The 23069-nt window shown below is 38.8% G+C and carries 15 protein-coding genes and 1 riboswitch; of the genes, 3 read left to right on the top strand and 12 right to left on the bottom strand.

Features of this window, described 5'->3' with window-relative positions:
- Positions 1 to 19: 19 nt before the first annotated feature.
- Complete coding sequence (locus H2677_RS07970) at positions 20 to 976, bottom strand: LysR family transcriptional regulator (protein ID WP_026057409.1); 957 nt, start codon at positions 974 to 976, stop codon at positions 20 to 22.
- Positions 977 to 1176: 200 nt separating this feature from the next.
- Between H2677_RS07970 and H2677_RS07965 the strand changes: the two genes are divergently transcribed.
- Entirely contained in the window at positions 1177 to 4650 is a 3474-nt protein-coding gene (locus tag H2677_RS07965) for an indolepyruvate ferredoxin oxidoreductase family protein (RefSeq protein WP_212639552.1), read from the top strand.
- A 90-nt stretch (positions 4651 to 4740) separates the two neighbouring features.
- Here the strand turns inward: H2677_RS07965 and H2677_RS07960 are convergent, their stop codons facing one another.
- On the bottom strand, positions 4741 to 5778 hold the full coding sequence (locus H2677_RS07960; protein WP_212639551.1) for an AraC family transcriptional regulator: 1038 nt from the start codon (positions 5776 to 5778) through the stop codon (positions 4741 to 4743).
- A gap of 25 nt (positions 5779 to 5803) precedes the next feature.
- The gene (locus H2677_RS07955; protein ID WP_212639550.1) at positions 5804 to 7390 is read right to left on the bottom strand and encodes a DUF2306 domain-containing protein; all 1587 of its coding nucleotides are present in this window, start codon (positions 7388 to 7390) and stop codon (positions 5804 to 5806) included.
- A gap of 214 nt (positions 7391 to 7604) precedes the next feature.
- Between H2677_RS07955 and H2677_RS07950 the strand changes: the two genes are divergently transcribed.
- Together H2677_RS07950 and H2677_RS07945 are read left to right on the top strand one after the other, a co-directional pair.
- Complete coding sequence (locus H2677_RS07950; protein ID WP_212639549.1) at positions 7605 to 8552, top strand: ABC transporter permease; 948 nt, start codon at positions 7605 to 7607, stop codon at positions 8550 to 8552.
- Positions 8549 to 9427 carry an ABC transporter ATP-binding protein gene (locus H2677_RS07945; RefSeq protein ID WP_125272698.1) on the top strand — a complete coding sequence of 293 codons (879 nt, stop codon included), beginning with the start codon at positions 8549 to 8551 and terminating at the stop codon, positions 9425 to 9427. The genes H2677_RS07950 and H2677_RS07945 overlap by 4 nt, the downstream gene beginning before the upstream one ends.
- A gap of 171 nt (positions 9428 to 9598) precedes the next feature.
- Here H2677_RS07945 and H2677_RS07940 read toward each other — a convergent pair whose 3' ends face one another.
- The 9 genes from H2677_RS07940 to H2677_RS07900 all read right to left on the bottom strand — a co-directional run bounded on the left by H2677_RS07940 (position 9599) and on the right by H2677_RS07900 (position 22899).
- Positions 9599 to 10621 (bottom strand): ABC transporter substrate-binding protein, encoded by a 1023-nt coding sequence (locus H2677_RS07940; protein WP_212639548.1) that lies wholly within the window; start codon positions 10619 to 10621, stop codon positions 9599 to 9601.
- Positions 10622 to 10677: 56 nt separating this feature from the next.
- Positions 10678 to 11112 (bottom strand): CopG family ribbon-helix-helix protein, encoded by a 435-nt coding sequence (locus H2677_RS07935; protein ID WP_004954346.1) that lies wholly within the window; start codon positions 11110 to 11112, stop codon positions 10678 to 10680.
- A 740-nt stretch (positions 11113 to 11852) separates the two neighbouring features.
- On the bottom strand, positions 11853 to 15458 hold the full coding sequence (gene uca, locus H2677_RS07930) for an urea carboxylase (RefSeq protein WP_212639547.1): 3606 nt from the start codon (positions 15456 to 15458) through the stop codon (positions 11853 to 11855).
- A 3-nt stretch (positions 15459 to 15461) separates the two neighbouring features.
- On the bottom strand, positions 15462 to 16115 hold the full coding sequence (locus H2677_RS07925; protein WP_125298739.1) for an urea amidolyase associated protein UAAP2: 654 nt from the start codon (positions 16113 to 16115) through the stop codon (positions 15462 to 15464).
- A gap of 17 nt (positions 16116 to 16132) precedes the next feature.
- Positions 16133 to 16876: an urea amidolyase associated protein UAAP1 gene (locus tag H2677_RS07920; protein ID WP_407929293.1), complete on the bottom strand. Its 744-nt coding sequence runs from the start codon at positions 16874 to 16876 to the stop codon at positions 16133 to 16135.
- Positions 16877 to 16900: 24 nt separating this feature from the next.
- Positions 16901 to 17009, bottom strand: a riboswitch (guanidine-I (ykkC/yxkD leader).
- Between the two features lie 240 nt (positions 17010 to 17249).
- Entirely contained in the window at positions 17250 to 18044 is a 795-nt protein-coding gene (locus tag H2677_RS07915; protein WP_212639545.1) for an SDR family NAD(P)-dependent oxidoreductase, read from the bottom strand.
- 16 nt (positions 18045 to 18060) lie between these two features.
- Positions 18061 to 19146 carry a DUF6670 family protein gene (locus H2677_RS07910; protein WP_212639544.1) on the bottom strand — a complete coding sequence of 362 codons (1086 nt, stop codon included), beginning with the start codon at positions 19144 to 19146 and terminating at the stop codon, positions 18061 to 18063.
- Positions 19147 to 19368: 222 nt separating this feature from the next.
- A complete protein-coding gene (locus tag H2677_RS07905; RefSeq protein ID WP_212639543.1) occupies positions 19369 to 21564 on the bottom strand; it encodes an OsmC domain/YcaO domain-containing protein in 2196 nt (731 codons plus the stop codon).
- 261 nt (positions 21565 to 21825) lie between these two features.
- The gene (locus H2677_RS07900; protein ID WP_212639542.1) at positions 21826 to 22899 is read right to left on the bottom strand and encodes an amidohydrolase family protein; all 1074 of its coding nucleotides are present in this window, start codon (positions 22897 to 22899) and stop codon (positions 21826 to 21828) included.
- Positions 22900 to 23069 lie beyond the last annotated feature (170 nt).

Genomic DNA, 23069 nt, shown 5'->3' with positions numbered 1-23069 from the left:
TTTTTGACTTAAATTTAGATCATTCAGTATGTGTTAATTGATAAAAATAAGAAGTATCTGATTTAATTTTTGGTGAAATATATTGTTCTACCCAATCCAACCAAGCACGAGTTTTTGCATCAATATAATCTCTTGACGGTAATAAGGTATAAACACCAATATCAGGTGAACGCCAATCGGGTAAGACATGACACAATCGACCTGCCCGAACAGCTTCAATCACTGAAAACATCGGTAATAATGCGATTCCCATATCTTGTTGTACGACATCTAATAATAACTCAGGAGTATCAGCCACAATTTGACCGCTCGTACTGATCTCATGAAAACCACCCTTTTCATTAATCAAATGCCATTCAGGTGTAATTGATGGATTGACCAAACGGAGACATGCATGGTTGTACAAATCTTCAGGTGAGTTTGGTATGCCATGCTTTTCTAAATATGCAGGAGATGCGCACAACACTGAAAATATGGTGCCGATACGACGCGATACGAATCTGGAGTCAGTCAGTGATTCAGTTAAATATAAGCTGACATCAATTCCCTTACCTAAAAGATCTGGTGTGTTCTGCGAAGTTCGATATTCAACCGTCAAATCTGGATAGCTTTGGCAAAATTTAGCCATTACAGGCGATATATAATAATGCCCAAAGCTTGCCATACTCAAAATACGCAACCGTCCTTTTGGCTTTGTTGCCGTTCCTGTAGCTTCAGACTCTGCTTCATCTATGATCGATAGCACTTGTCGACAACGCTCAGCATAAAGCGCACCAATATCTGTCAATGCATGCTGCCGTGTAGAGCGTTGCATCAGTTTAACACCAAGCCGTGACTCTAACTCGCTGATCAGACGTGATACCTGAGCTGTGGTCAAATCCATCTGTTCAGCAGCTGCTGTAAAACTTCCACTGTCAATCACTTTCAGGAAAGCATGCATTGCATGCAACAGTCCACCATCGAGATTTTTGCGCATAACGTAAATATCTTTTCCTAAATTACGCATTGTTGCACCAGTTTAGATCAACCACAATGGTAAATATGTACATACATCCATGCGTATTTTTTTGACGGTTCAGCGCATGATTTGATCGTTGTATGTCTATAACTCCAAAAGTCAACTCGGATGTTGAGAAAAGAAAGTAGCTCGAACTACATAATACAAAGGAGACATAAATGAATATCGCTACGACATTTACACCTAAAAAGATACCGACTAAAGATGTATCCCTTGATGATAAATACATAAGCGATAACGGCACGGCTTATATGACAGGTATTCAAGCTTTGGTGCGCTTACCACTCGCTCAAACCCGCCGTGATAGTAAAAATGGTTACCATACTGCTGGGTTTATTTCAGGTTATCGCGGATCACCTGTTGGTAACTATGATAATTTTCTTTGGCAAATTGAAGGAATTTTGAAAGATCATGATGTGGTCTTTCAACCTGGTATTAATGAAGATTTAGCTGCTACCGCGATTTGGGGTACCCAACAAGCCAATTTAGCAGGTCAAGGTAAATTTGATGGTGTTACTTCTTGGTGGTATGGCAAAGGTCCCGGTGTAGATCGCTCAGGTGATGTGCTACGCCATGCCAACCTCGCAGGTACAGCCGAACACGGTGGTGTTGTTGCCCTATTTGGTGATGATCATTCTTGCAAATCCTCCACTGTTCCGCATCAGTCTGAACACGTGATGATCGGTTGCGGTATCCCTATTTTTTATCCAACCTCAGTACAACATATTCTTGATCTTGGTATTCATGCGGTCGCAATGTCACGATTTGCTGGTGTATGGACTTCCATGAAACTCGTGAGTGAAATCGTAGAGACATCAGCATCTGTACATGTTGATGAGGATCGTGTCATTCCAGTCTTGCCTAAAGATGTTAAATTTCCTGATGATGGCGTTAATATTCGCTGGCCAGATCATGGTATCCAACAAGAAGAACGACTTTACAAATACCGCTTACCTGCTGTCTTAGCATATGCACGTGCCAACCAACTCAATAAAGTCACTTGGTCATGTGAAAATGCCCGTATCGGTATCGTTGCGAGTGGCAAAGGTTATCTCGATACGATTGAAGCTTTGCGTATATTAGGGATTGATAACGATATTGCTGAACAAATTGGCTTAAAAGTTTATCAAGTCGGTCTTATTTGGCCTTTGGAACCACAAGGATTACATGAGTTTGCAGAAGGTTTAAAAGAGCTGATCGTTGTTGAAGAAAAACGCCCGATTCTTGAATCTCAAATTAAAGATGAGTTGTATTCACTACCTGATCATCAACGCCCTCATATTATTGGTAAAGCTTGTGATGGTAAGGGCGAATGGAGCACATCTACTGAGGAAGCGCCCTTAATTGGATATTACGAGTTTCAGCCTGAACCAATTGCAAAAATGTTGGCAGCACGTTTTCTCGCCTTGGATATTCCAGTTCATATAAAAGAACAAATTCAAAACAGAGTTGGCTTATTAAAAACAGCTGAACAAGAATCTCAACGTATTTTAGATATTGCTGATCGCAAACCATTTTTCTGTAGCGGATGTCCTCACAATACTTCAACTAAATTACCCGAAGGTAGTCGTGCATTAGGTGGCATTGGATGTCATTACATTGCAGTTTCACTTGATCGTGGTACAGAAACCTATTCACAAATGGGTGGTGAAGGTGTGAGTTGGGCTGGTGCATCGCATTTTACTAATGAAAAACACATTTTCGCTAATCTAGGTGATGGAACTTATTTCCATTCGGGTTATCTTGCTATTCGCCAAGCCATCGCTGCAAAAATTAATATTACTTACAAAATCCTCTACAACGATGCTGTTGCAATGACGGGCGGACAACATGTGGATGGACATTTGAGTGTTGCTCAACTAACGCGTCAGTTAGCCGCTGAAGGGATAAAAAAACAGGTTATCGTGACTGATGAACCTGAGCTGATACATGCCGAAGAAGGTATAGCACCTGATGTAGAAATTCATCACCGTAATGAATTAGATGCAATCCAACGTCAATTACGTGATATTTCGGGAGTAACAGCCCTAATTTATGTTCAAACTTGTGCTAGCGAAAAACGTCGTCGTCGTAAACGTAATGCCTACCCTGACCCTGCTGAACGTTTATTTATTAATACTGATATTTGTGAAGGCTGTGGTGACTGTTCAAAACAATCGAACTGTTTATCTGTCGAACCTGTAGAAACAGAATTAGGTACTAAGCGACAAATTAACCAGAGTACCTGTAATAAAGACTTTACTTGCGTCGAAGGCTTTTGCCCAAGTTTTGTCACTGTACATACACGTGATATGAAACGTCTTGAAAAATTTGAAGGATTTCCTGCTGGCTGGCCAGAAAAACCAATCATTCCTAGCTTGGAAAATACACCGAGCCGAATCATGGTGGGTGGTGTTGGTGGTACAGGTGTGGTTACTTTAGGTGCATTGTTAGGAATGGCTGCGCATCTTGAAGGTAAAGCGACACGTGTCATGGATATGGCAGGATTAGCACAGAAAGGTGGAACAGTATATTCCTATGTACAACTTGCTTCAGATGACGAGCAAATTTCAGCAACAAAAATTCCTGCTGGTCAATGTGATATTTTAATCGGTGCCGATGCAATCGTAGCAGGTAGCAAAGCTGCGTTATCACGCCTAAGAGATGAAGCAGTGGTGATCGTGAATGAAGATGCCTCTCCAACGTTAAGTTTTATTGAATCTCGGGATTGGTATGCTCCGATTACAGACTTAATTACTCGTTTGAAAGGACGTGTACATCACGGAAAACTAATTACATTGCCAGCAGCTAGTATTGCCACTCAAGTACTCGGAGATTCGATCTATACCAACCAAATTCTTTTAGGTATGGCTTGGCAATCAGGAAAAATACCGCTACTAAGAGAAAGTATAGAAAAAGCAATTCAATTAAATGGTACGGCGGTTGATAAGAATATCGAGGCTTTCCGCATCGGTTGTCATCTGAGCAGTGATCCTAGTTTAATTCAGCGTTTAGTCGCAGCGATGCCAAAACTTAATAAACCTCAGACCATGTCGGAACTAATTGAAGATCGTACTACTCGTCTGCGTGAATATTGGAATGAAGTTTACGCCTTGAAGTATAAAAACTTAGTAGAGAGCGCTGCGGAAAAATTACCTGAATCATTAGCTGGAACGATTGCAACTCAACTTTATCGAGTGATGGCTTATAAAGATGAGTATGAAGTTGCACGTTTACTTACAGCTAAAAAATTCAAACAGTCTATAGCCTCACAGTTTGGAGAAGGCTTACGTCTAACCTATCACCTAGCTCCACCTGTACTGGGTGCACATCAAAATATTCGTAAACGTGCTTTTGGATATTGGATCCGTTTCCCTTTGATGCTATTGGCACGTTTACAATGGCTACGTGAAACTTTCCTAGACCCGTTTGCTCGTCAAACAGAACGTCAGCACGAACAAGCGTGGCGTGACCGTTATATCAGCTTTGTCGAGGCTTTAATTGAATCACCTGAAAAATACAATCTGGTCGTTGCGGAGGAAATTGCCAAACTTCCTGCTGAGGTGCGAGGTTTTGGGCATGTGAAAGCGCAAGCGATGAACAGTGCGATACAGCGTTGGGATGAGCTTACAACATCACTCAATAAATCCTAAAATTTTATTCAACTTGTAGGGCTGGCATTTTAATGTTCAGCCTTTCTTATTTAAAATCTGATATGAACTGATCATCTTCCTTTTATTTCATCAAATTTTATTTTGTTTTTCTCTATGTTCTCTAGGTGTGTAGCCCATTACACTCTTGAAGGCTCTGGAAAAATTAGATTCATTACTAAATCCTGATTTTTGTGCCACTTGGGCGATGGTTTTTGTGGAATTTATTAATAACCATCCTGCATATTCAACTGCAACCTCACGATGTAGTTGAGCGAGATTATTTCCTTCATTTGCCAAACGCCTTGTCAGAGTTCGACTTGATAGATGCAAATGATTGGCTATGACTTCCGCATTTATTAATCGATTCTCATCCAATAAGAGTTCGATCAGACGTTTCACTTGCATAGAAACAGGTTTTAACTGCTGAGACATCTGCATTCTTTGTCTTAAGTTGTCTTGTAAAAGCTGAAACATGGTTGGGCTTTGGGTAATCAAAGGAATATCTAAATTTTCTTGTGGAAAATAAAGTACATTTCTATGGCTTGAATCATGAATAATGAATTCAGTGTTGAGCTCTTTAATAAATGCTTGATAGGCATCACTAATTGGATGTTCAAACTCAATCATAATGTTCTTTAAAGGATGTAAAGTAAATGGTTCTATTTTATAAAGAACCATCATCACTAACTCTGTAAAGAATCTATTTTGCTCACCAAAATCACATACTCGTTCAAAAGACAAATAAACATGCTCGTTTTGGATTGATTTATGAACTTTAAATGCAGGCATCATCAATGGGAAAAACTCCAAAGCAGCTTGTAAAGCCTCGCCTATTGAGCGTGCTGCCAAAGCTAACATGCCTAACATCCCATGTGATGTGAGTGGGAAATGCTCAAGAACTTGTAATGATGCTGGACGATCATCAGTACAATACTCTTGAACTAGACTATACGCTCGAAGTAATTGCTCACCATGGATCATCAATAATGGGTCAAGTAAGTCAGATGTATTTAATCCACATTGTGTATGAAACAAGGCTAAATCACCTCCTTTAGCCCTGATTAGGTTGTCGCAAACCTCAATATATTGGATTGGAAAATGTAAATTGCTAAGAGGTGTATAAGCCATTGTTCCCTACTCTTTATCCAAATGATTAACGAGCAAACTTACTTAATGTTGCTTGACTATAAGCAGCGTAAAACAATCCAAAAACTAGCAAAATAGGACCTGCATCTGCGGCTAAACGATAGACATGCCCTTGCTGAATAAATATTTCAGTAATTGGAAGCAACATTAAAAAGTGTAGGATGAGATATGACATTGGCAGACTGACACTACACAATATGAGGAATAATCCCCATTCACGTATCAAATAAGGCTTATTCTGAATCACAGCATACGCCAATAGTGCTACAAATAAAAAGTTTAGGACAGCAAATAACCCCATATGCGTACCACCACTAAGCGTCGTGATACTTGGAACGCCCATATACTTAGCCCAGATCATTAAGATAGTTCCAAGAATTAGTCCAAATAGTATTAGCCAAACTGCAAGTAATCTTACACGACTATGATTTACTTCAATTTTCAAGAAACTCGCATTGATAAAGCAAATACCAACGCCAATTAAGCCGATAGATGCGGCTATAAACCAATAACGTAATCCTTGGTGTTGCAAAACAGCTTGATTGTAGACCTCGATAAGACCTAAAGGTATGTATCGTTCAGCATTTGAAAATAATGAAAGATCTGGTGTGATAGACAAATAATAGATATTGGTTAATAAACACAGGAGCAGTATACCAATTAGTCCACTCACAATAAGAGATCGAGTTTTTGAAATGATTTGTTGAGCTGCTACCAAACTAAATGGTCGATCTTTTTGAAAGCTACGAGATAAACACAACAATAAGTACCCCATAACAAAACACTGCGGTAATAAAATCCCCGCGCCCCAATAATTTGAAGTATTAAAGCTTACATCAGGAAATAATATACCACCCAAAACCCAGTTATAGCGCAGGATTGGTGCAGTTAACAAAGCACCGAAATTAATCGCCATATAAGCTTGATGCTGAGCGTATTCTTTGCGTTTTAAATGATAAATAGATAACCATAAACTAATAGTTACAATAATTACTAAAATCCATAGACCTACATAAAATGAAAACGAATCGTAAATGGTCTGAACAGGTGTAATCGTGAGATAAATTGCAGCTGCAATCATCGCAAGCTGTGCCGTCACCATGTATAAAGCACCAAAGCCTCGATGCCAACGTGGATATCTATGTCGAAAGGCTGGCCAGAACTGTAAAGCGCCAAACAGCATACAAATTCCTCCCATCACATTATGAAATGACAGTACGACCATGTTCTTAATTGGCATTTCTGCATAATGGTACATCGAATAGGTGAAGTAACTATCTGTACCATACGAGTGTTGATCAGATGTAACTTTACTCATTGCATATAACCATACCCCAGAGTGTTGCCAAGCTTGATTCAATGCAGGATCATCAGAATGATCAGTATCAGCAGCTTTGTTGGTTTGGTGACGTTGCTCTAAAATTTGTTCTGAACCAAAGATTGCTGGCGCAATATTTACCCGTCCCATATCAATTGCAAAAATAGCGTATAGACTTAATAAAGATGCACCAAAAATTACGAGGGACTTTAATATCCAACTACGCCAAACATTTTTATTTTTCATTGGAAATAATGGATTTGAACTATCCGTCATCGTTTCAGTCCGCGCAAAAAGTGATAATCGGCATTCAAACAATTTTTTTGTTTTATTTTCAGCCAATACTTATCAAAATCAGCCATTTTTCATTATAAAACAGATTTATTCTGCTCTAACTTCAGTCTCAAACTGAAAATAAGCCTGCTTGGCATCTATTTTGCTTAAACAGTATTACGTTTTATAAAAATTGTAATATTAAGAGGCAGTAGATATGAGTTACGTTGCACGCGAGCTCAGCCAAAAAAGCAAAATGTTATTTGGTTTCGGGTCATTTCTAATACCGATTTTACTGTGGTGTGCTGTGAGTTACTTTCCATTTATTTGGCATCCACAAGTAAAGATTACAGATTCTGGCAGCGTGACCTATTTACAGGTCGATAGTCGAATTGCTAAAGATATTTTCTATACCGAAGCACAAAGTGCTTTAGACCAAGGAAACACACCGCCACAAGGTGTTCTTGTTAATCCTATCTATTTGCCAGCACCGCATGAAGTTGCTATTGCATTAGTAACCGCTTTTACAACACCACCCGCGCAAGCTAATGATCCGTGGTTTCATGAAAGTCTTTGGCACAGTATTAAACTCGTATTTACCGCCTTTTTTATTTCTTCTTTGGTCGGGGTGCCCTTAGGTATTTTGTGTGGTTTTTCTAAAACAATTTCTCAACTTACCGAACCCTTTGTTGAGTTTTTTCGTTATCTACCAGCTCCTGCTTTTGGTGCTTTGGCAGTTGCCATATTAGGTATCAACGATGCACCAAAAATAGCCATTATTATCATAGGTACGTTATTTCAACAGATTTTAATTATTGCCAATACAACTCGATTAGTTGATCGCAGTTTAATTGAAGCAGGTTTTACACTTGGAACGAACAAAACCAAAAGCTTGATTCATGTGGTGATTCCTGCTGCTTTGCCTGAGATTTATCGAGATTTGAGAGTTTTGTTGGGCTGGGCGTGGACTTACTTGATCGTTGCTGAATTGATTGGGAGCACATCAGGTATTACGTGGTTTATTACCCAACAAGCACGTTACCAAAATTTTGACAATGTTTATGCAGCCATTCTCATTATTGGTGTGATTGGTCTGATTTGTGATGTCATTTTAATGAAACTTGGGCAGCAGCTTTTTAAATGGAAATCAGGAGCACACCAATGACAAATACCCATTTCAATGCTCGTGAATATTTTGATCATATTTATGAACGTGCTGTCATCCTAGAAGCAAAACAACTCACGCAAAGCTTCAAACACGGTAAAACTGAACGAACTGTTTTAAACCAAATTGATTTAAAGATTCATAAACGTGAGTTTATTTGTGTGATCGGTCCTTCTGGCTGTGGTAAGTCAACATTCAGTCGGATTGTTGCTGGACTTGATTCTTATTCAGGTGGAGAGATTTTGATTGATGGACAACCGATCATAGGTCCTAGTCCTGAGCGCGGTATGGTGTTTCAAGGATATACACTGTTTCCATGGAAAACAGTCAAAGAAAACGTGATGTTCGGTCCAAAAATGAAGGGACAAAGTGATAGTACCGCTGAGGCTCAAGCACGAGAATGGATTAATATTATCGGCTTAGAAAAATATGAAAATCAGTATCCTCATCAACTCTCTGGTGGAATGAAACAGCGTGTTGCGATTGCTAGAGCATTGGTGAATGAACCCAAAATTCTATTGATGGATGAACCATTTGGCGCACTTGATCCACATACCCGTCAGAAGATGCAACGGCACTTGATGGATTTATGGCAAAATATTGATATCACAATTATTTTTGTCACTCATGATATGGATGAAGCGATCTTACTCGCTGACCGTATCGTCGCACTGAAAGCCAATCCTGGTGAAATAAAAGAAATTATCGAAGTAGATTTACCTCGCCCACGTCATCCAGATCAAATGCTTTGCCCTGAATTTAAAGCATTGCGTCAACGTGTGGATCAACTCGTTCATGCCGATGAAGATCAACTCGATCCAGCACTTGAGGATTTGCCGTTGATTCCTCGTATGACTAAGGTAAGCGAAGATTGAAACGCCGATACGTCAAGAAAGTAAAAAATTTACAGCCCACTTACAAGAGTGGGTTTTTTATATGGAAGTATTCATTGATATATTTAATAGATAAAAAAATCTCCCTCATGAAAGGGAGATTTTTTAAGGGTTAATGATTGAATTTAAAGGTATTTTACTCAATATATAAAACTATTTCACCTCTTCAATAAGCGTTGGGAATATCACGCCATCAACATCCACTTTAGTGGCGTAGACTCCATTTTTAAAATTAAATTCGTTGACGTGATAACTTGAGCCATAGATAGAATCAAAGCTGTCGGATTTGGTAAATACCTTCTTATTTGCTTGCAGATCAAGTAAATGGGTTCCATCAATAAATTGAGCATATTGAGCAGCATCTAAACCAACTCGTTTTGCCATGATTGCTACAGCATCGTCTCGTGTTGCTGGATCATTGATATATTTAACAGTTTTATCCCATACCTGAATGATTTTTTTCCAATCTTCCTTATTTGCAGCAAGGTGTGTCATATTGACAGTCAAAGTATCATAAATCAGTCCCGGCTTATCTTTGGATGAGTAGATGATTTTAGAACCAGCAACCGCTTTTAATGCTTGATTGGCTACAGGTTGCCAAACTGCAATTGCGGATACATCAGGACTTGCAAACACTTGAGGTAATTCATTGGTGACTGCATTCACTAATGTCACTTCAGAATTTGCTACTTTGGCATCATCTAAAGCTGTATTGAGTAAGTGATGATCAACCAATCCTTTCTCAACCGCAATTTTTTTACCTTTCAAATCAGCAATATTATTAATTCCACTTTTGGCAATAATGACATCATTTCCTGCGGAATAATCAGTTGCCAAAATCATGATGCCTTTGGTGCCTCCTGAAGCAATCACCAAGTTATCACCATTGGATACAGAAACAGCATCGAGCTGATTGGCAGAAAATGCATTGATAGATGCAGAATAATCGAACCATTTGAATTCGACATTTACCCCCGCTTCTTTAAACCAACCTTTCTCAATTGCTACCTGCCATGCAACCCAACCTGGCCAATCACTGTAGCCAATCGTAATTGGCTTACTATTGGTACTGCCTTCAGTTTTTGCCTTTGATTCTGGTAGTTTTGCTGTGTTGTCACAGCCCCCTAAAAAAATCGCTGTCAGCACAGATGCTGAAATCAGAGTTTTTTTGATCATCTTATGCTTGCTCCTATTATGCTTTGATATTTAGAACTTTTTGTCACTATGAATGTTTATGTGTTTTGTGCAATTGGCGGCATGACGGCATCCATCAATTCCAAATGCCCTTTAATTACCCCTTTCAATGCAATGAACTGCTGACTAATGGCTTTCAAATCACTACTGACACCTTGCATCAACATGACTTGTAGAACCTTGTCATCATCCAATTGAATATGTAATGAACTAATTACCTGAGCTAAGTGTTGTTGTTGAAGGTCAACAAGTTGTGTTCGAAGTGGTTTTAAACTCACGTCATACAACAATGTCAAAGTGCCAACCATAACTTCATCGTTTTTAGCTAGATCATCGATTAAGTGCCGATTGATCATGTCCAAGATTGCTTGTGAACGACTTTCGTAGTGTTGATCTACAATTTTTTGATCAAGTGCATTCAATGTGGTTTCGGGCACAGTAATACTGATTCGAGCTAACTTTTGCTTGGCCACAGTCTCATACCTTTATTTTGCGTTCTTGGTGATTTTGTTTGATATACAAACCTGCCCTAGCACTAAATAATTCGACTAGAAATTTCTTAATAGGATGTCTTTCTACAGCGTTAGTTTTGACTTCACTCATATCGCAGCTCCTACAAGGGTATTACTAAAATTAGTTTTTGTATTACTTGTTTAGAATGCAGGATATGTGCCAATTTTTAGTGATTGAGATTTGTTGAATAAAGTTAAATTAAATAATAAAAAAAGCCCCACTACGCTGAGGTGGGGCTTGTTTAAAGTACTGTATGGCATCAGTTTATTCCATTGTTATTACTCATGTTCTGGTTATTCTTTTTATACATGTTGGAATGAGCCGATGTGTGTGATTTAGTGATCAAGTTGGTTGCTCTCCTCTATTTATACTGTATATAAATAAAAGCAGAAAGCATGCCAAAATATCAGATAGTTTGGATTCGCTCAGAACATAAGATAAATAAGCTACATAAGTAATGAAAGTAAGAATGAAGCTGATTTCCCAATCTTAAAAATGCCTAAAAAATGTATCAACTCGCACCATTTAGTTACGCTGAATGCATCAAAGTGTGGCTATATTTTACTCAGGTTGGGTCAACTCTTATTTTGTGGGGAACAAGAGCATTTAAGAAAAAAAGCCGTCGAATATAAACACATTCAAAAATGTAATTCTTAAATTAAAAAAGACCGCTTAAGCGGTCTTTTTTATTTCAATCTCATTAAGCCACAGGTGCCAACGTAAACAACACCTGCCCTGTTTTAACAGTTTGTCCTTTTTCGATCGTAATGCTTTCAACCTTCATCCGTTCAGGTGCAACAATCGGAATTTCGATTTTCATAGCCTCGATGACTGCAAGTGTTGCTCCTTCCTCGACAATATCGCCAGATTGACATTCAATTTTCCAAATCGAACCTGGCATATGTGATTCAACTGCACAACCACCATCAGGAATGATGACGGTTTCACCCTCATCAACAGCATCCAAACTCTCTGAGACATATTCTGCAAGACCTGCCTCATGCCAACGACGACGTTCAGCATCAAAGTTAGCTTGTTGAGTTGCTTTAAAACTTGAAATGGTTTCAGCATTGTCTGATAAGAATTGATTATATTCTTTGAGGTTTAAAACACCTTCCTCAATTCTGAGTTTGAGTCGTCCTGCCTTAAAATCCTCACGCATTTGCATGAGTTCTGTTTCAGAAACTTCATAGAATTTAATCTGATCAAAGAAGCGCAATAACCACGGTTTACCTTGCTCAAAGTCTGCATTTCTACGATAGCGAGACCACATTTGAGTCGTTCTACCCACAAACTGATAGCCACCCGGTCCTTCCATTCCATAGACACACATATAAGCACCGCCGATTCCAACAGCATTTTCAGGTGTCCAAGTTCGTGCAGGATTATATTTAGTCGTTACGAGTCGTTGACGTGGATCAAGCGGTGTTGCAACTGGTGCACCTAGATATACATCACCTAAGCCCATCACCAAATAATTTGCGTTATATACCACGTCTTTTACGGCTTGCTTATCTTTTAGACCATTAATGCGACGGATAAATTCGATATTGTCTGGACACCATGGTGCATCAGGACGCACCGTTTGCATATAACGATCAGTTGCCAACTGCGTTTGAGAGTCTTCCCAAGCCAAAGGTAAATAGACAGTACGTGAAGGAACTTGCATTTCAGTCACATCAGGCAATTCTGTTTCTGCTTGTTTGAGTAGGTTCAATAAATTCTGTTGATCCAGTTTGAGTGAGTCATAATGAATTTGAAGTGAACGTATTCCCGGTGTTAGATCAATGATACCTATGATGTTTTGATCTTTAACCCACTGCATTAATGCATGTATGCGGAATCTCAAATTCAGGTCTAAAACCAATTCACCATACTCAACCAACATGTAGTTATTACCAGCGGGGCGATACACCACATTTGGCGTATGATCTTGACCATCTAAACGATCTAATACGGCATCATTTAAGCTATCAAACTCAGCATAAAAGCTTTGACCAAATTGCACATCATTAAGATGCTCAGTACTGAGCATATGATGATAGGTTTGATTTAATTCGGTTGCTTGTTCATATCGAATAGGAACAAATTTGACTTTGTCTCCTGCTTTTAATTGACCTAATTTCCAAAGTTCAGAATGAACAACGACTGCTGGGCAAACAAAACCTCCAAGACTCGGACCATCAGGACCTAAAATGATCGGCATGTCTCCAGTAAAGTCGATTGCACCAATGGCATAGGCATTGTCATGAATATTGGAAGGATGTAAACCTGCTTCACCACCATCTTCACGCGCCCATTCTGGCTTTGGTCCGATCAAGCGAATTCCTGTACGGCTTGAATTGAAATGTACTTCGAAGGAATGTTCAAAGAAGGCATCAATATCTTGTTTGGTGAAAAAATCAGGCGCACCATGCGGACCATACATCACTGCAATTTCCCAACTGTTTGAGAATGTCGGGACTAGTTCTGCATTTAAACTTGTTTGTTGGTCTGAACTAAAAGAAGTGATTGGCAACATATCACCAATTAACAAATTACGTCCTGCATGACCACCAAATTGACCTAAGGTAAATGTCGCTTGTGAACCCAAATATTCAGGAACATTCAAACCACCTTTGATGCCAATATACGTTCTACATCCTGTGATGATTTTACCGCATTTAAGAATTTGCCCTTTCTTGACATTCACCGTTTGCCACATTGGAATGTGCTCACCATCTAAGGTTGACGGCATGTCACCACCTGCAAGCACGATTTGGCTATCACAGTGAAACTTTAAAGTAGGTCCATGCAATGTACATTCTAAACCTGCACTATTGGATGCATTGCCAAGTAGTTGGTTTGCCACGTTTAAAGATAAAGGGTCAATCGCTCCAGACGGTGGTACACCCACATCCCAGTAACCTAAACGCCCAGTAACATCTTGTATGGAAGTTTGAATGCCAGCTTGCAATACTTCGATTTTTTGAGTTTTCCACTCAAAAGTATTGAGGAAACGAGTGGTTTGAGTACCTGCTTTAAACACTTCACAATCAATAATATTCTGTAAATATTCAAGATTGGTTTCGATACCTGCCACCTGAGTTTTGGCTAAGCTATGATTCATTGCTTGAATAGCCGCATCTCGATCATTTGCCGTGACAATAATTTTAGCAATCATAGGATCGTAAAATGATGAAACAGTCGAGCCAGTTTCTACCCATGTTTCATTACGTGCTTGATCATCAAATTCAACAAAGGTCAGTAAACCTGCACTCGGTTGGAAGTTTTTGATCGGGTCTTCAGCATACAAACGAACTTGTATCGAATGCCCTACTGATTTCAAAGATTGTGTTGGTGCTGTCCAGTCGCCACTCGCAAGTGTGACCATCCATTCAACCAAATCCACGCCGTATACTTGTTCTGTGACACCATGTTCAACTTGTAAACGGGTATTTACTTCCAAAAAGTAAAAATCTTGCGTGTCCGTATCCATCACAAATTCAACAGTACCCGCTGAACGATAATTCACGGATTGCATGAGTTGAATCGCAACAGTCTGAATATATGAACGTTGTTGATCATTTAAATGTGGTGCTGGGGTTTCCTCAATAACTTTTTGATTGCGACGTTGAACAGAACAATCTCGCTCACCTAACGCTAAAACTTGTCCTTGACCATCTCCAAATATTTGCACCTCGATATGGCGAGCATTCTGTACAAATTTTTCTAAATACAGTCCTGCATCTTTAAAGTTTGCCTGCGCAAGATAAGAAACTGTTGTGAAAGCATCTTTAAGCTCTTCAGCATTCCATACCAAGCGCATGCCGATACCACCACCGCCTGCGGTACTTTTTAGCATCACAGGATAACCAATGCGCTCTGCTTCAACCAATGCCTCTGCTTCATCAGCCAAAAGTTGGCTACCCGGCAATAGCGGAACATTTGCTTCGATTGCAAGTTCTCGAGCGGTATGTTTCAAGCCAAATGCACGCATTTGAGCTGAGTTTGGGCCTATAAATGCAATTCCTTGCGATTCACATAGATCACAAAATTCAGCATTTTCAGATAGAAAACCGTAACCCGGATGGATGGCATTCGCACCTGTTTGTTTTGCGACTTCTAAAATTTTGTCAACATTGAGGTAACTTTGACTCGCGGGTGCATCACCGATATAAATCGCTTCATCCGCTAAGGTCACATGCAATGAATCTCGGTCTGCCTCAGAGTACACAGCAACGGATTGGACACCTAATTTTTTTAGTGTTCGAATAACACGACATGCAATCGCTCCACGATTGGCGATTAAAACTTTATTAAACATAGATTAAGCCTCCTCTCCATCACGAATCACTAATTGGATCGGTGTCGGGTTATAGGCATTACATGGATTATTCAGTTGCGGGCAATTAGAGATCAGCACGATTAAATCCATTTCTGCTTTGATCTCGACAAATTTACCCGGTGCAGAAATACCATCATCAAATTTCAAATGTCCATCAGATGTAACAGGAACATTCATAAAGAAATTGATATTTGGACCAATGTGACGCACATTCAAATTGTGCTTTTTCGCGATGGGATGTTTGGCTAAGGCATACATGAAGTTGTTACGGCAACTATGCATAGGATAAGTTTCATGTGCATAGCGCACAGTATTACTTTCGCAAGAACATGCACCACCCAACGTGTCATGACGACCACAGTTATCATCATGAATGACTGCAATTAACCGTCCAAAGTTACTGTATAAAGATGTGCCTTTTTCTAAATAGATATATTGATTCATGGCAAGCGTATCTGTAGCGCTATAACGCTCTTCAGGATTTTCTGCTGAGATAAACAACGTATCAACAGCTTGGTTGCCCTCTAAATCGATAATCCGAAAGTATTGCCCTTTTTTGACTTCGCACATCCATGCTTCACCCGCAGGACAAACTTCACTTAATGTAGCTTTTTCAAAAGTATGTAAAACCGTCATGATGCTTCTCCTATAGCTTAATATGCTGAACTCAATGCGTAGTAACGTGCGTTATTTTGAAAAGCACGTTGATTTTGTGGACAGGCATCACGACAAATATCGTGGTCGGCTAAAGAGTTGGCTTTATACAAAGACAATTGAATATCGCTTGGTTGATAGAGCGAACTGTTATCTAAACCATGTGGAGCAGCAGAAAGGAAAACCAGACAATCCATTTCAAAACGTAATTCAATGATTTGGCTGGTATTGTCTGATTGGGTATAGCTTAGAGCACCTTGATCATTGGGACTCACTTTTGAGAAAAGGTTTACGGTTGCACTTAAATCAGTTTGTGACAGTGAAAATTTCGCCATCTCTACCAATAAGCCATCGACACCGTTCTGGTACATTTCATTTCGGGCATCTTGAAAACGACGTTGACCAAATTGTTTGCTGATTTGCTCAGGGCGACTCGCCCCGCAGAAAGTATCATTCCAACCATGGTCATCTTTAACGATCGATGCCATGACACGCCCTAAATCTGAATATAAAACATTGCCCGTCGTTAAAAATGCAGTGTGTTGCCCTTTTAGGGTGTCTGGCATGTTGTAACGTTCGAGTTTATCTTCAGCATTCACACAAAACAGTGAAACATTGGCGTTTGAAGCCAGAGCTTTAAACTGAAGAACGGTCCCTTTCTGAACTCGTCCAGACCAATGATGGCCACCTGGTAGTTTTTCAGTCCAAAGACTCTGATTATTATGATATTCGCCCATTCGCATGACCTCTTTTAAGGTGTAAGTCCAACCTCCCGGGCTTTTATCCCTCCGTGTAGTTCTTGCGAACCGTGAACTCTCGGTCTCAGTCATAGTCAACTTTTATCCGTTGGCTATCGGAACCCTAGATCACTTTATGATGGAACTAATAAAGCAAATGGCATGCCAGTTTAGTAATACGATTTTTTTATTTCGTCATACTTTTTTGACTCAAAACAAGGCATTTTAGTGAAGATGCACTAAAATTATTCGAAATATGACCTGTAATAAAAGTCACAGCCCTTTAAATCTACTTTTAGAAAAAGATGAGATAGATATTAATGCCGATCAATTAATCATGCTTTTGTGATCACTGATTAATAAATATCTCCCTGTCTATTTATAATTTTTTTTCGAGTTGACGATCCATAAGACGAAACAATGGTCGAGTCAGATTCATGACTGCGCTTGGTGCTGTATTTAATAAAGCATTAGCAATCGCACCACTTGGACTTGTAACGCGATAAGGTTTTTTCTGAACAGCTTTCACCAACCAACCCGCTGCTTTCTCTGTATCCAACATTCGCATGTGTTTATAGATTGCAGTTTTTGATGACATTGGTGTTCTAACCATCGGAAAATAAACTATACTCACATCTATACCTTGATCTCCAAGTTCCATTTTTAATGAACGAGAAAAGGATTCAAGTGCAGATTTGCTGGCTAAGTAGGCTGAAAATAGTGGGATTGGGACTTGTGTCGACATGGTTGAGACATTGACGATATGCCCAGTATGATTAGTAAGAAAATGTGGCATTAAGGCTAATGTCAAACGCACAGCAGCAAAATAATTAATTTGCATCGTGCGTTCATAGTCATGTAATCGATCAAGTGCTTGTGTGATTGGTCGACGAATGGATCGTGCCGCATTATTAATCAAAACATCAATTTTCTCGTGTTCAGTTAAAATTTTTTCAATACAGCCCTTTGCATCTTCATCAATTGTGATGTCGACTGGATAAATCCAAGCCTGACCGCCTCGTTGCTCAATCGTACTTTTGACCCTTTCCAATTCTTCTTCGCGTCGTGCAACCAAACAGACTTTAGCGCCTAGATCAGCAAGTTGAATCGCAGCTTGTTCGCCTATGCCACTCGAAGCACCTGTGATGATGATCGTTTTATTATTTAAATTCATGTCATTATCCAATAAGTTATTTTTGACGATCTATGTACTCAATATAACCACGCCCTTCAATCAAAGTATCTTGATATTCACCTTTATAGTGATAAGCACCGACATAACCACTACCCAGACCATAAATCATCGGGGTATCTACACAACCGTTTATAATAGCTATGATTTTTTGTTGGTCTTTAATAACCCATCTAAAGGTTTCGGGTAAATTCATCTCTACACCATCAGGAGAGATTGCAGCTTTATCTTGATAACTTAATACTTCAAATTCTGCTTCAAAACTTTGGTTATATTGATCTAAACCACGTATAAAGGCTTTGCTGACAATTTTCACATCTTTTAGGCGTGTGTCATTCAGTAAAAGCTGAGTGTTATCATCCAAGTTAATAATCTGATAAGTAAAAAAATCTAATGGAATTTTAAAAGCAGAAGGAATGGCTTTATCTCTAATCATATAAGGGCTAATACAGGATGCATATTCAAAAGTACAAAGTCCGTTGATTTTTTGAGACTCTCCGCGATAGCTGACTACACCTTCATACTGTGAAAGCAAACTGAAATGATCGTAAATTGGGCTTTTAATAAACCATGTCACTTTATCTGTATTGGTAATTTTAATATTGAGCTCGAAATCCGTTGTACGTGCATTCACGTGATAGTCTGGATAGTTTCCTGTAATGGTAATGTTTTGCCCCAACTGAATATGCGATCCATCTTCATATAACTGACATTCTTTAGGAATTGAATAACCTTTGAATTGATCAGGATAAGTAGCCGCTGTTCCCATAACCGCAGTTGCATTATTTCGAGGCGAATCTTTGAATACATGATCGGTATCAAATGCCAATGCACCGGGTGTGCCGATAACTGACATAATTGAAAAGAATTGATGAGGTGCTGGTAGTTCAGGAATCATCACCCCATAATGAGTCCAACCAATATGTTTGGCTTGATGATAAGGTTTTAATGCATAGCCTTTAGGAAATTCTTTGCCGTCTTGCGACGCAGAACTGTCAAGTAGTGGGAAAATTGAATGAATCAACGATGTGATTGCAGGTTTTGTCACTAATTTTTCAGTGTTTTTTATCAAAGAGAAATTCATCGTAGGACTCACTTTTATATTTAGCGTTATAGTCAATATAATGCAGAATAAGTTGTTAAATTTGACTTTTAATTACCAAAGATTATGTCAGTTCGATCAAATTGGTTTTTAATAAGATGAATCTTTTTTAATTATAAAATCGTAATTCAAAAGTTTTGGTTTAAATCATGAAAAAAGGTGCATGATTGACATACACCTTTCTTAGATCAAAAGCTTTGAGGCTTAACTTACAGCTTTTGCACGAGCTGCATGCAACTTTTTGTAGCTTTCAATCAAACGTAAATGACGATCCAAACCTTCTAGTTTCATACTAGTAGGCGTTAAACCATAAAAACGAACATTACCTTCTACTGAACCAATAACTGCGTCCATACGTTCATCACCAAACATACGACGGAAGTTCTTTTCGTAATCTTCCAACTCCATCTCTTCATCAAGAATAACTTCTAGCACGACGTTCATACACTGATAGAACAAACCACGTTCTACAGTGTTGGTGTTGTATTGGAGGAATTGCTCAACTAAATCTTTAGCTTCTTCAAATTGCTTCAGAGCAATATAAATAAGAAGTTTTAATTCCAGTAGTGTCAATTGTCCCCAAACCGTATTGTCATCAAACTCTATGCCGATTAAGGTTGTGATTTCAGTATAGTCATCAAGTTCGCATTCTTCTAAACGTTCAACCAGTGCTTCAAGACGTGCGTCATCTAAACGATGAATATTTAGAATATCTTCACGGAATGCCAATGCTTTATTGGTATTGTCCCAAATCAAATCTTCAACTAAATAAATCTCAGAATAATCTGGCACGAGGATACGACAAGCTGTAGCACCTAAATGTTCATAGACAGCCATGTAGACTTCTTTGCCCATTTCTTCAAGAATGCCAAATAATTCAGCAGCCTCATCTGCATTCGAGTTCTCACCATCATTGGTGAAATCCCATTCTACAAAATCATAATCAGATTTTGAGCTGAAGAAACGCCAAGATACCAAACCACTTGAATCAATAAAGTGTTCCACAAAATTATTCGGTTCAGTCACGGCTTCACTTTGGAAGGTTGGCTGAGGTAAGTCATTGAGACCTTCAAAACTACGACCCTGCAATAACTCAGTCAAACTACGCTCTAAAGCGACTTCAAAACTTGGATGCGCACCAAATGAAGCAAACACACCACCTGTGCGTGGGTTCATCAAAGTGACACACATCACAGGGAATTGACCGCCCAGAGAGGCGTCTTTAACCAATACTGGAAAACCTTGTTCTTCTAAGCCTTGGATACCTGCAACAATACTTGGGTACTTAGCCAAAACTTCTTCAGGAACATCAGGTAGTGCAATTTCACCTTCAATAATTTCACGTTTTACTGCACGTTCGAAAATTTCAGATAAGCACTGAACTTGAGCTTCTTCTAATGTATTCCCTGCACTCATACCATTACTCAGATACAAGTTTTCGATCAAGTTTGATGGGAAGTAAACTGTTTCGCCATCAGATTGGCGCACAAAAGGCAGTGAACAAATACCACGTTCAATATTCCCAGAGTTAGTATCGTATAAATGCGTACCTAGTAACTCTTTTTCAGGATCGTAAATCTCAAGACAGTATTCATCTAAGATTTCTTTTGGTAGCTCACCATTTGGTCCTGGTTTAAACCATTTCTCATCTGGGTAATGCACAAACTCTGCGTTTGCAATTTCTTCGCCCCAAAATTGATCGTTATAGAAGAAATTACAATTAAGACGCTCAATAAACTCGCCTAATGCAGATGCTAATGCGCTTTCTTTGGTTGAGCCTTTACCATTGGTAAAACACATAGGCGACTGTGCATCACGAATATGCAGTGACCAAACATTCGGTACGATATTACGCCATGATGCAATTTCAATTTTCATGCCTAAACCAGCCAAGATTGCTGACATATTGGCAATGGTTTCTTCCAAAGGTAAATCTTTACCTTGAATATAAGTAGTACTTTCAGATGCAAGATTTGGCATCAATAAAGCTTGAGCATCTGCATCGATACTTTCCACTTCTTCGATGACAAATTCAGGACCCGTTTGAATAACTTTCTTTACGGTACAACGGTCAATTGAACGTAAAATCCCCTGACGATCTTTTTCAGAAATATCAGCTGGAAGTTCAACCTGAATTTTAAAAATCTGTTTATAGCGGTTTTCTGGATCAACAATATTGTTTTGAGATAATCGAATGTTGTCCGTTGGGATATCACGTGCAGCGCAATAGACTTTCACAAAATATGCTGCACAAAGTGCTGATGATGCCAAGAAATAGTCAAATGGACCAGGTGCAGAACCATCCCCTTTGTATCGGATCGGTTGATCTGCAATTACTGTGAAGTCATCGAATTTGGCTTCTTGTCGAAGGTTGTCGAGGTAATTTACCTTGATTTCCATGCTGGCACCTAAAATATGCTTATAGTTCTATTGCAAGAAATATAAGTTTAAAAATGAATAAATAAGCCAAATCGAAGATAAGAGACTGACTTAGAAAGGATTAATTAGCATTACTTCATTTAAAATCACTTTTAAATCAGTAATGCTAATAAGGACGACTAATTTTACAGAATTATGCGCTGAAATTGAGTAATTTTATTGAACTTTGCAAATTATTTATTGGATTTGGTCAAAACAAATGCATTGAAATTCCAATGACAACTAATGTTTATTTATTTGATAAAAGTTTTCCGCATTACTTCTAAAAATTGCTCGCTGCGCCTCTTCACCTAGTGGTGCTGTCATTTCAATATACGCTTGGATGAGGTCTTTTAAGGTGGTGTTGGGTTTATCCATTGGAAAGTTGGATGCAAATACAATCCGTTCGATACCAAAACTCTGAATCGCATGTTCAATGAGTGGTGAAAGTAAATCTTGTATTTGCAGTACATTCGCCGTTATTTGTTGTTTATAAAATTGATGTCCCAGTACTGGCATCATTAATCCTGAAATTTTGGTATAAACATTTTTTTGTTCAGCTAGTTCTGAAATATCCTCTTTCCATTTTGCAAATATAAGCTCACGCTCAGCTGGTGTTCGCCCCGTTCTTTTTCCGACTTTTCCAAATAATCCGACTGGTGTTGCAAGATGATCTACCATGATCTTTGTATCAGGGAAATTTTGTGCGAGTGATTTGATTTCTTTAATTTGAGTGGAATATCCCCAAGCATCGAATGACAAATTCATCTTTGCTAGATGCTCAAAGCCCTTCAGGAATTTTTTCTGGGTGTATAAATGTGGCTGATCACACCAGCGATGAATACCATCATCTGGATGCCATGCTGCCATTTTACGAATACCACAAAAATGTGGACTGGCATCTTGATGAGCTTTGAGAATATCCAAAAATCTTTTATTTCTTGGATCTGCTGTAGCCACGATACCCGCAAGTTTTAGTTGTTGCTGATTAAAAGGTAAATGATGAATCCATTTTGTTTCTTCAACCACACCAAAGTTTTTTTGGTGATGCCAATTCGCCTCAACATGAATAACACTATCAATCGAACATCCTGCACTATCAACTCGATAATCAAAAGGTAGATATGGTGATAAAGCATATTGAGTGATGCCTAAAGTTTCGATTAAGTCTTTAGGTTTAACAACGCGTACAATTGTGTCCATCAATTTAGGATATTTACCAAATGCCTTGACCAATATCGCTGCTGAGTGTGGCGTAGTGTATGGATTCCACTGATGAATATGGGCATCAAGAATTGGGAAGTTTAATTGGTTCATTTTTATAATCTCTGAAATCCTTTTCTCAAGTTTTATTTAACTTGAAGTGACCTACATATTTATAATTATTTTGAAGTTACTAGATCGTTTGATCACTACCAAATGATTTATATGAATCTATCCATATGAAATAGATTCATTATTTATAACTCAAATAAAGACACTTACCA

Origin of the sequence: Acinetobacter junii (genome assembly GCF_018336855.1) — a bacterium.
GTDB lineage: Bacteria > Pseudomonadota > Gammaproteobacteria > Pseudomonadales > Moraxellaceae > Acinetobacter > Acinetobacter junii.
This window is presented reverse-complemented; position numbering and strand designations above follow the sequence as displayed.

What these genes read in the sequence shown, in the direction of transcription:
- H2677_RS07970 (WP_026057409.1), bottom strand. Translation starts at nt 976, where the DNA reads ATGCGCAAAAATCTCGATGGTGGACTGTTGCATGCAATGCATGCTTTC.
- H2677_RS07965 (WP_212639552.1), top strand. Translation starts at nt 1,177, where the DNA reads ATGAATATCGCTACGACATTTACACCTAAAAAGATACCGACTAAAGAT.
- H2677_RS07960 (WP_212639551.1), bottom strand. Translation starts at nt 5,778, where the DNA reads ATGGCTTATACACCTCTTAGCAATTTACATTTTCCAATCCAATATATT.
- H2677_RS07955 (WP_212639550.1), bottom strand. Translation starts at nt 7,390, where the DNA reads ATGACGGATAGTTCAAATCCATTATTTCCAATGAAAAATAAAAATGTT.
- H2677_RS07950 (WP_212639549.1), top strand. Translation starts at nt 7,605, where the DNA reads ATGAGTTACGTTGCACGCGAGCTCAGCCAAAAAAGCAAAATGTTATTT.
- H2677_RS07945 (WP_125272698.1), top strand. Translation starts at nt 8,549, where the DNA reads ATGACAAATACCCATTTCAATGCTCGTGAATATTTTGATCATATTTAT.
- H2677_RS07940 (WP_212639548.1), bottom strand. Translation starts at nt 10,621, where the DNA reads ATGATCAAAAAAACTCTGATTTCAGCATCTGTGCTGACAGCGATTTTT.
- uca (WP_212639547.1), bottom strand. Translation starts at nt 15,458, where the DNA reads ATGTTTAATAAAGTTTTAATCGCCAATCGTGGAGCGATTGCATGTCGT.
- H2677_RS07925 (WP_125298739.1), bottom strand. Translation starts at nt 16,115, where the DNA reads ATGACGGTTTTACATACTTTTGAAAAAGCTACATTAAGTGAAGTTTGT.
- H2677_RS07920 (WP_407929293.1), bottom strand. Translation starts at nt 16,876, where the DNA reads ATGCGAATGGGCGAATATCATAATAATCAGAGTCTTTGGACTGAAAAA.
- H2677_RS07915 (WP_212639545.1), bottom strand. Translation starts at nt 18,044, where the DNA reads ATGAATTTAAATAATAAAACGATCATCATCACAGGTGCTTCGAGTGGC.
- H2677_RS07910 (WP_212639544.1), bottom strand. Translation starts at nt 19,146, where the DNA reads ATGAATTTCTCTTTGATAAAAAACACTGAAAAATTAGTGACAAAACCT.
- H2677_RS07905 (WP_212639543.1), bottom strand. Translation starts at nt 21,564, where the DNA reads ATGGAAATCAAGGTAAATTACCTCGACAACCTTCGACAAGAAGCCAAA.
- H2677_RS07900 (WP_212639542.1), bottom strand. Translation starts at nt 22,899, where the DNA reads ATGAACCAATTAAACTTCCCAATTCTTGATGCCCATATTCATCAGTGG.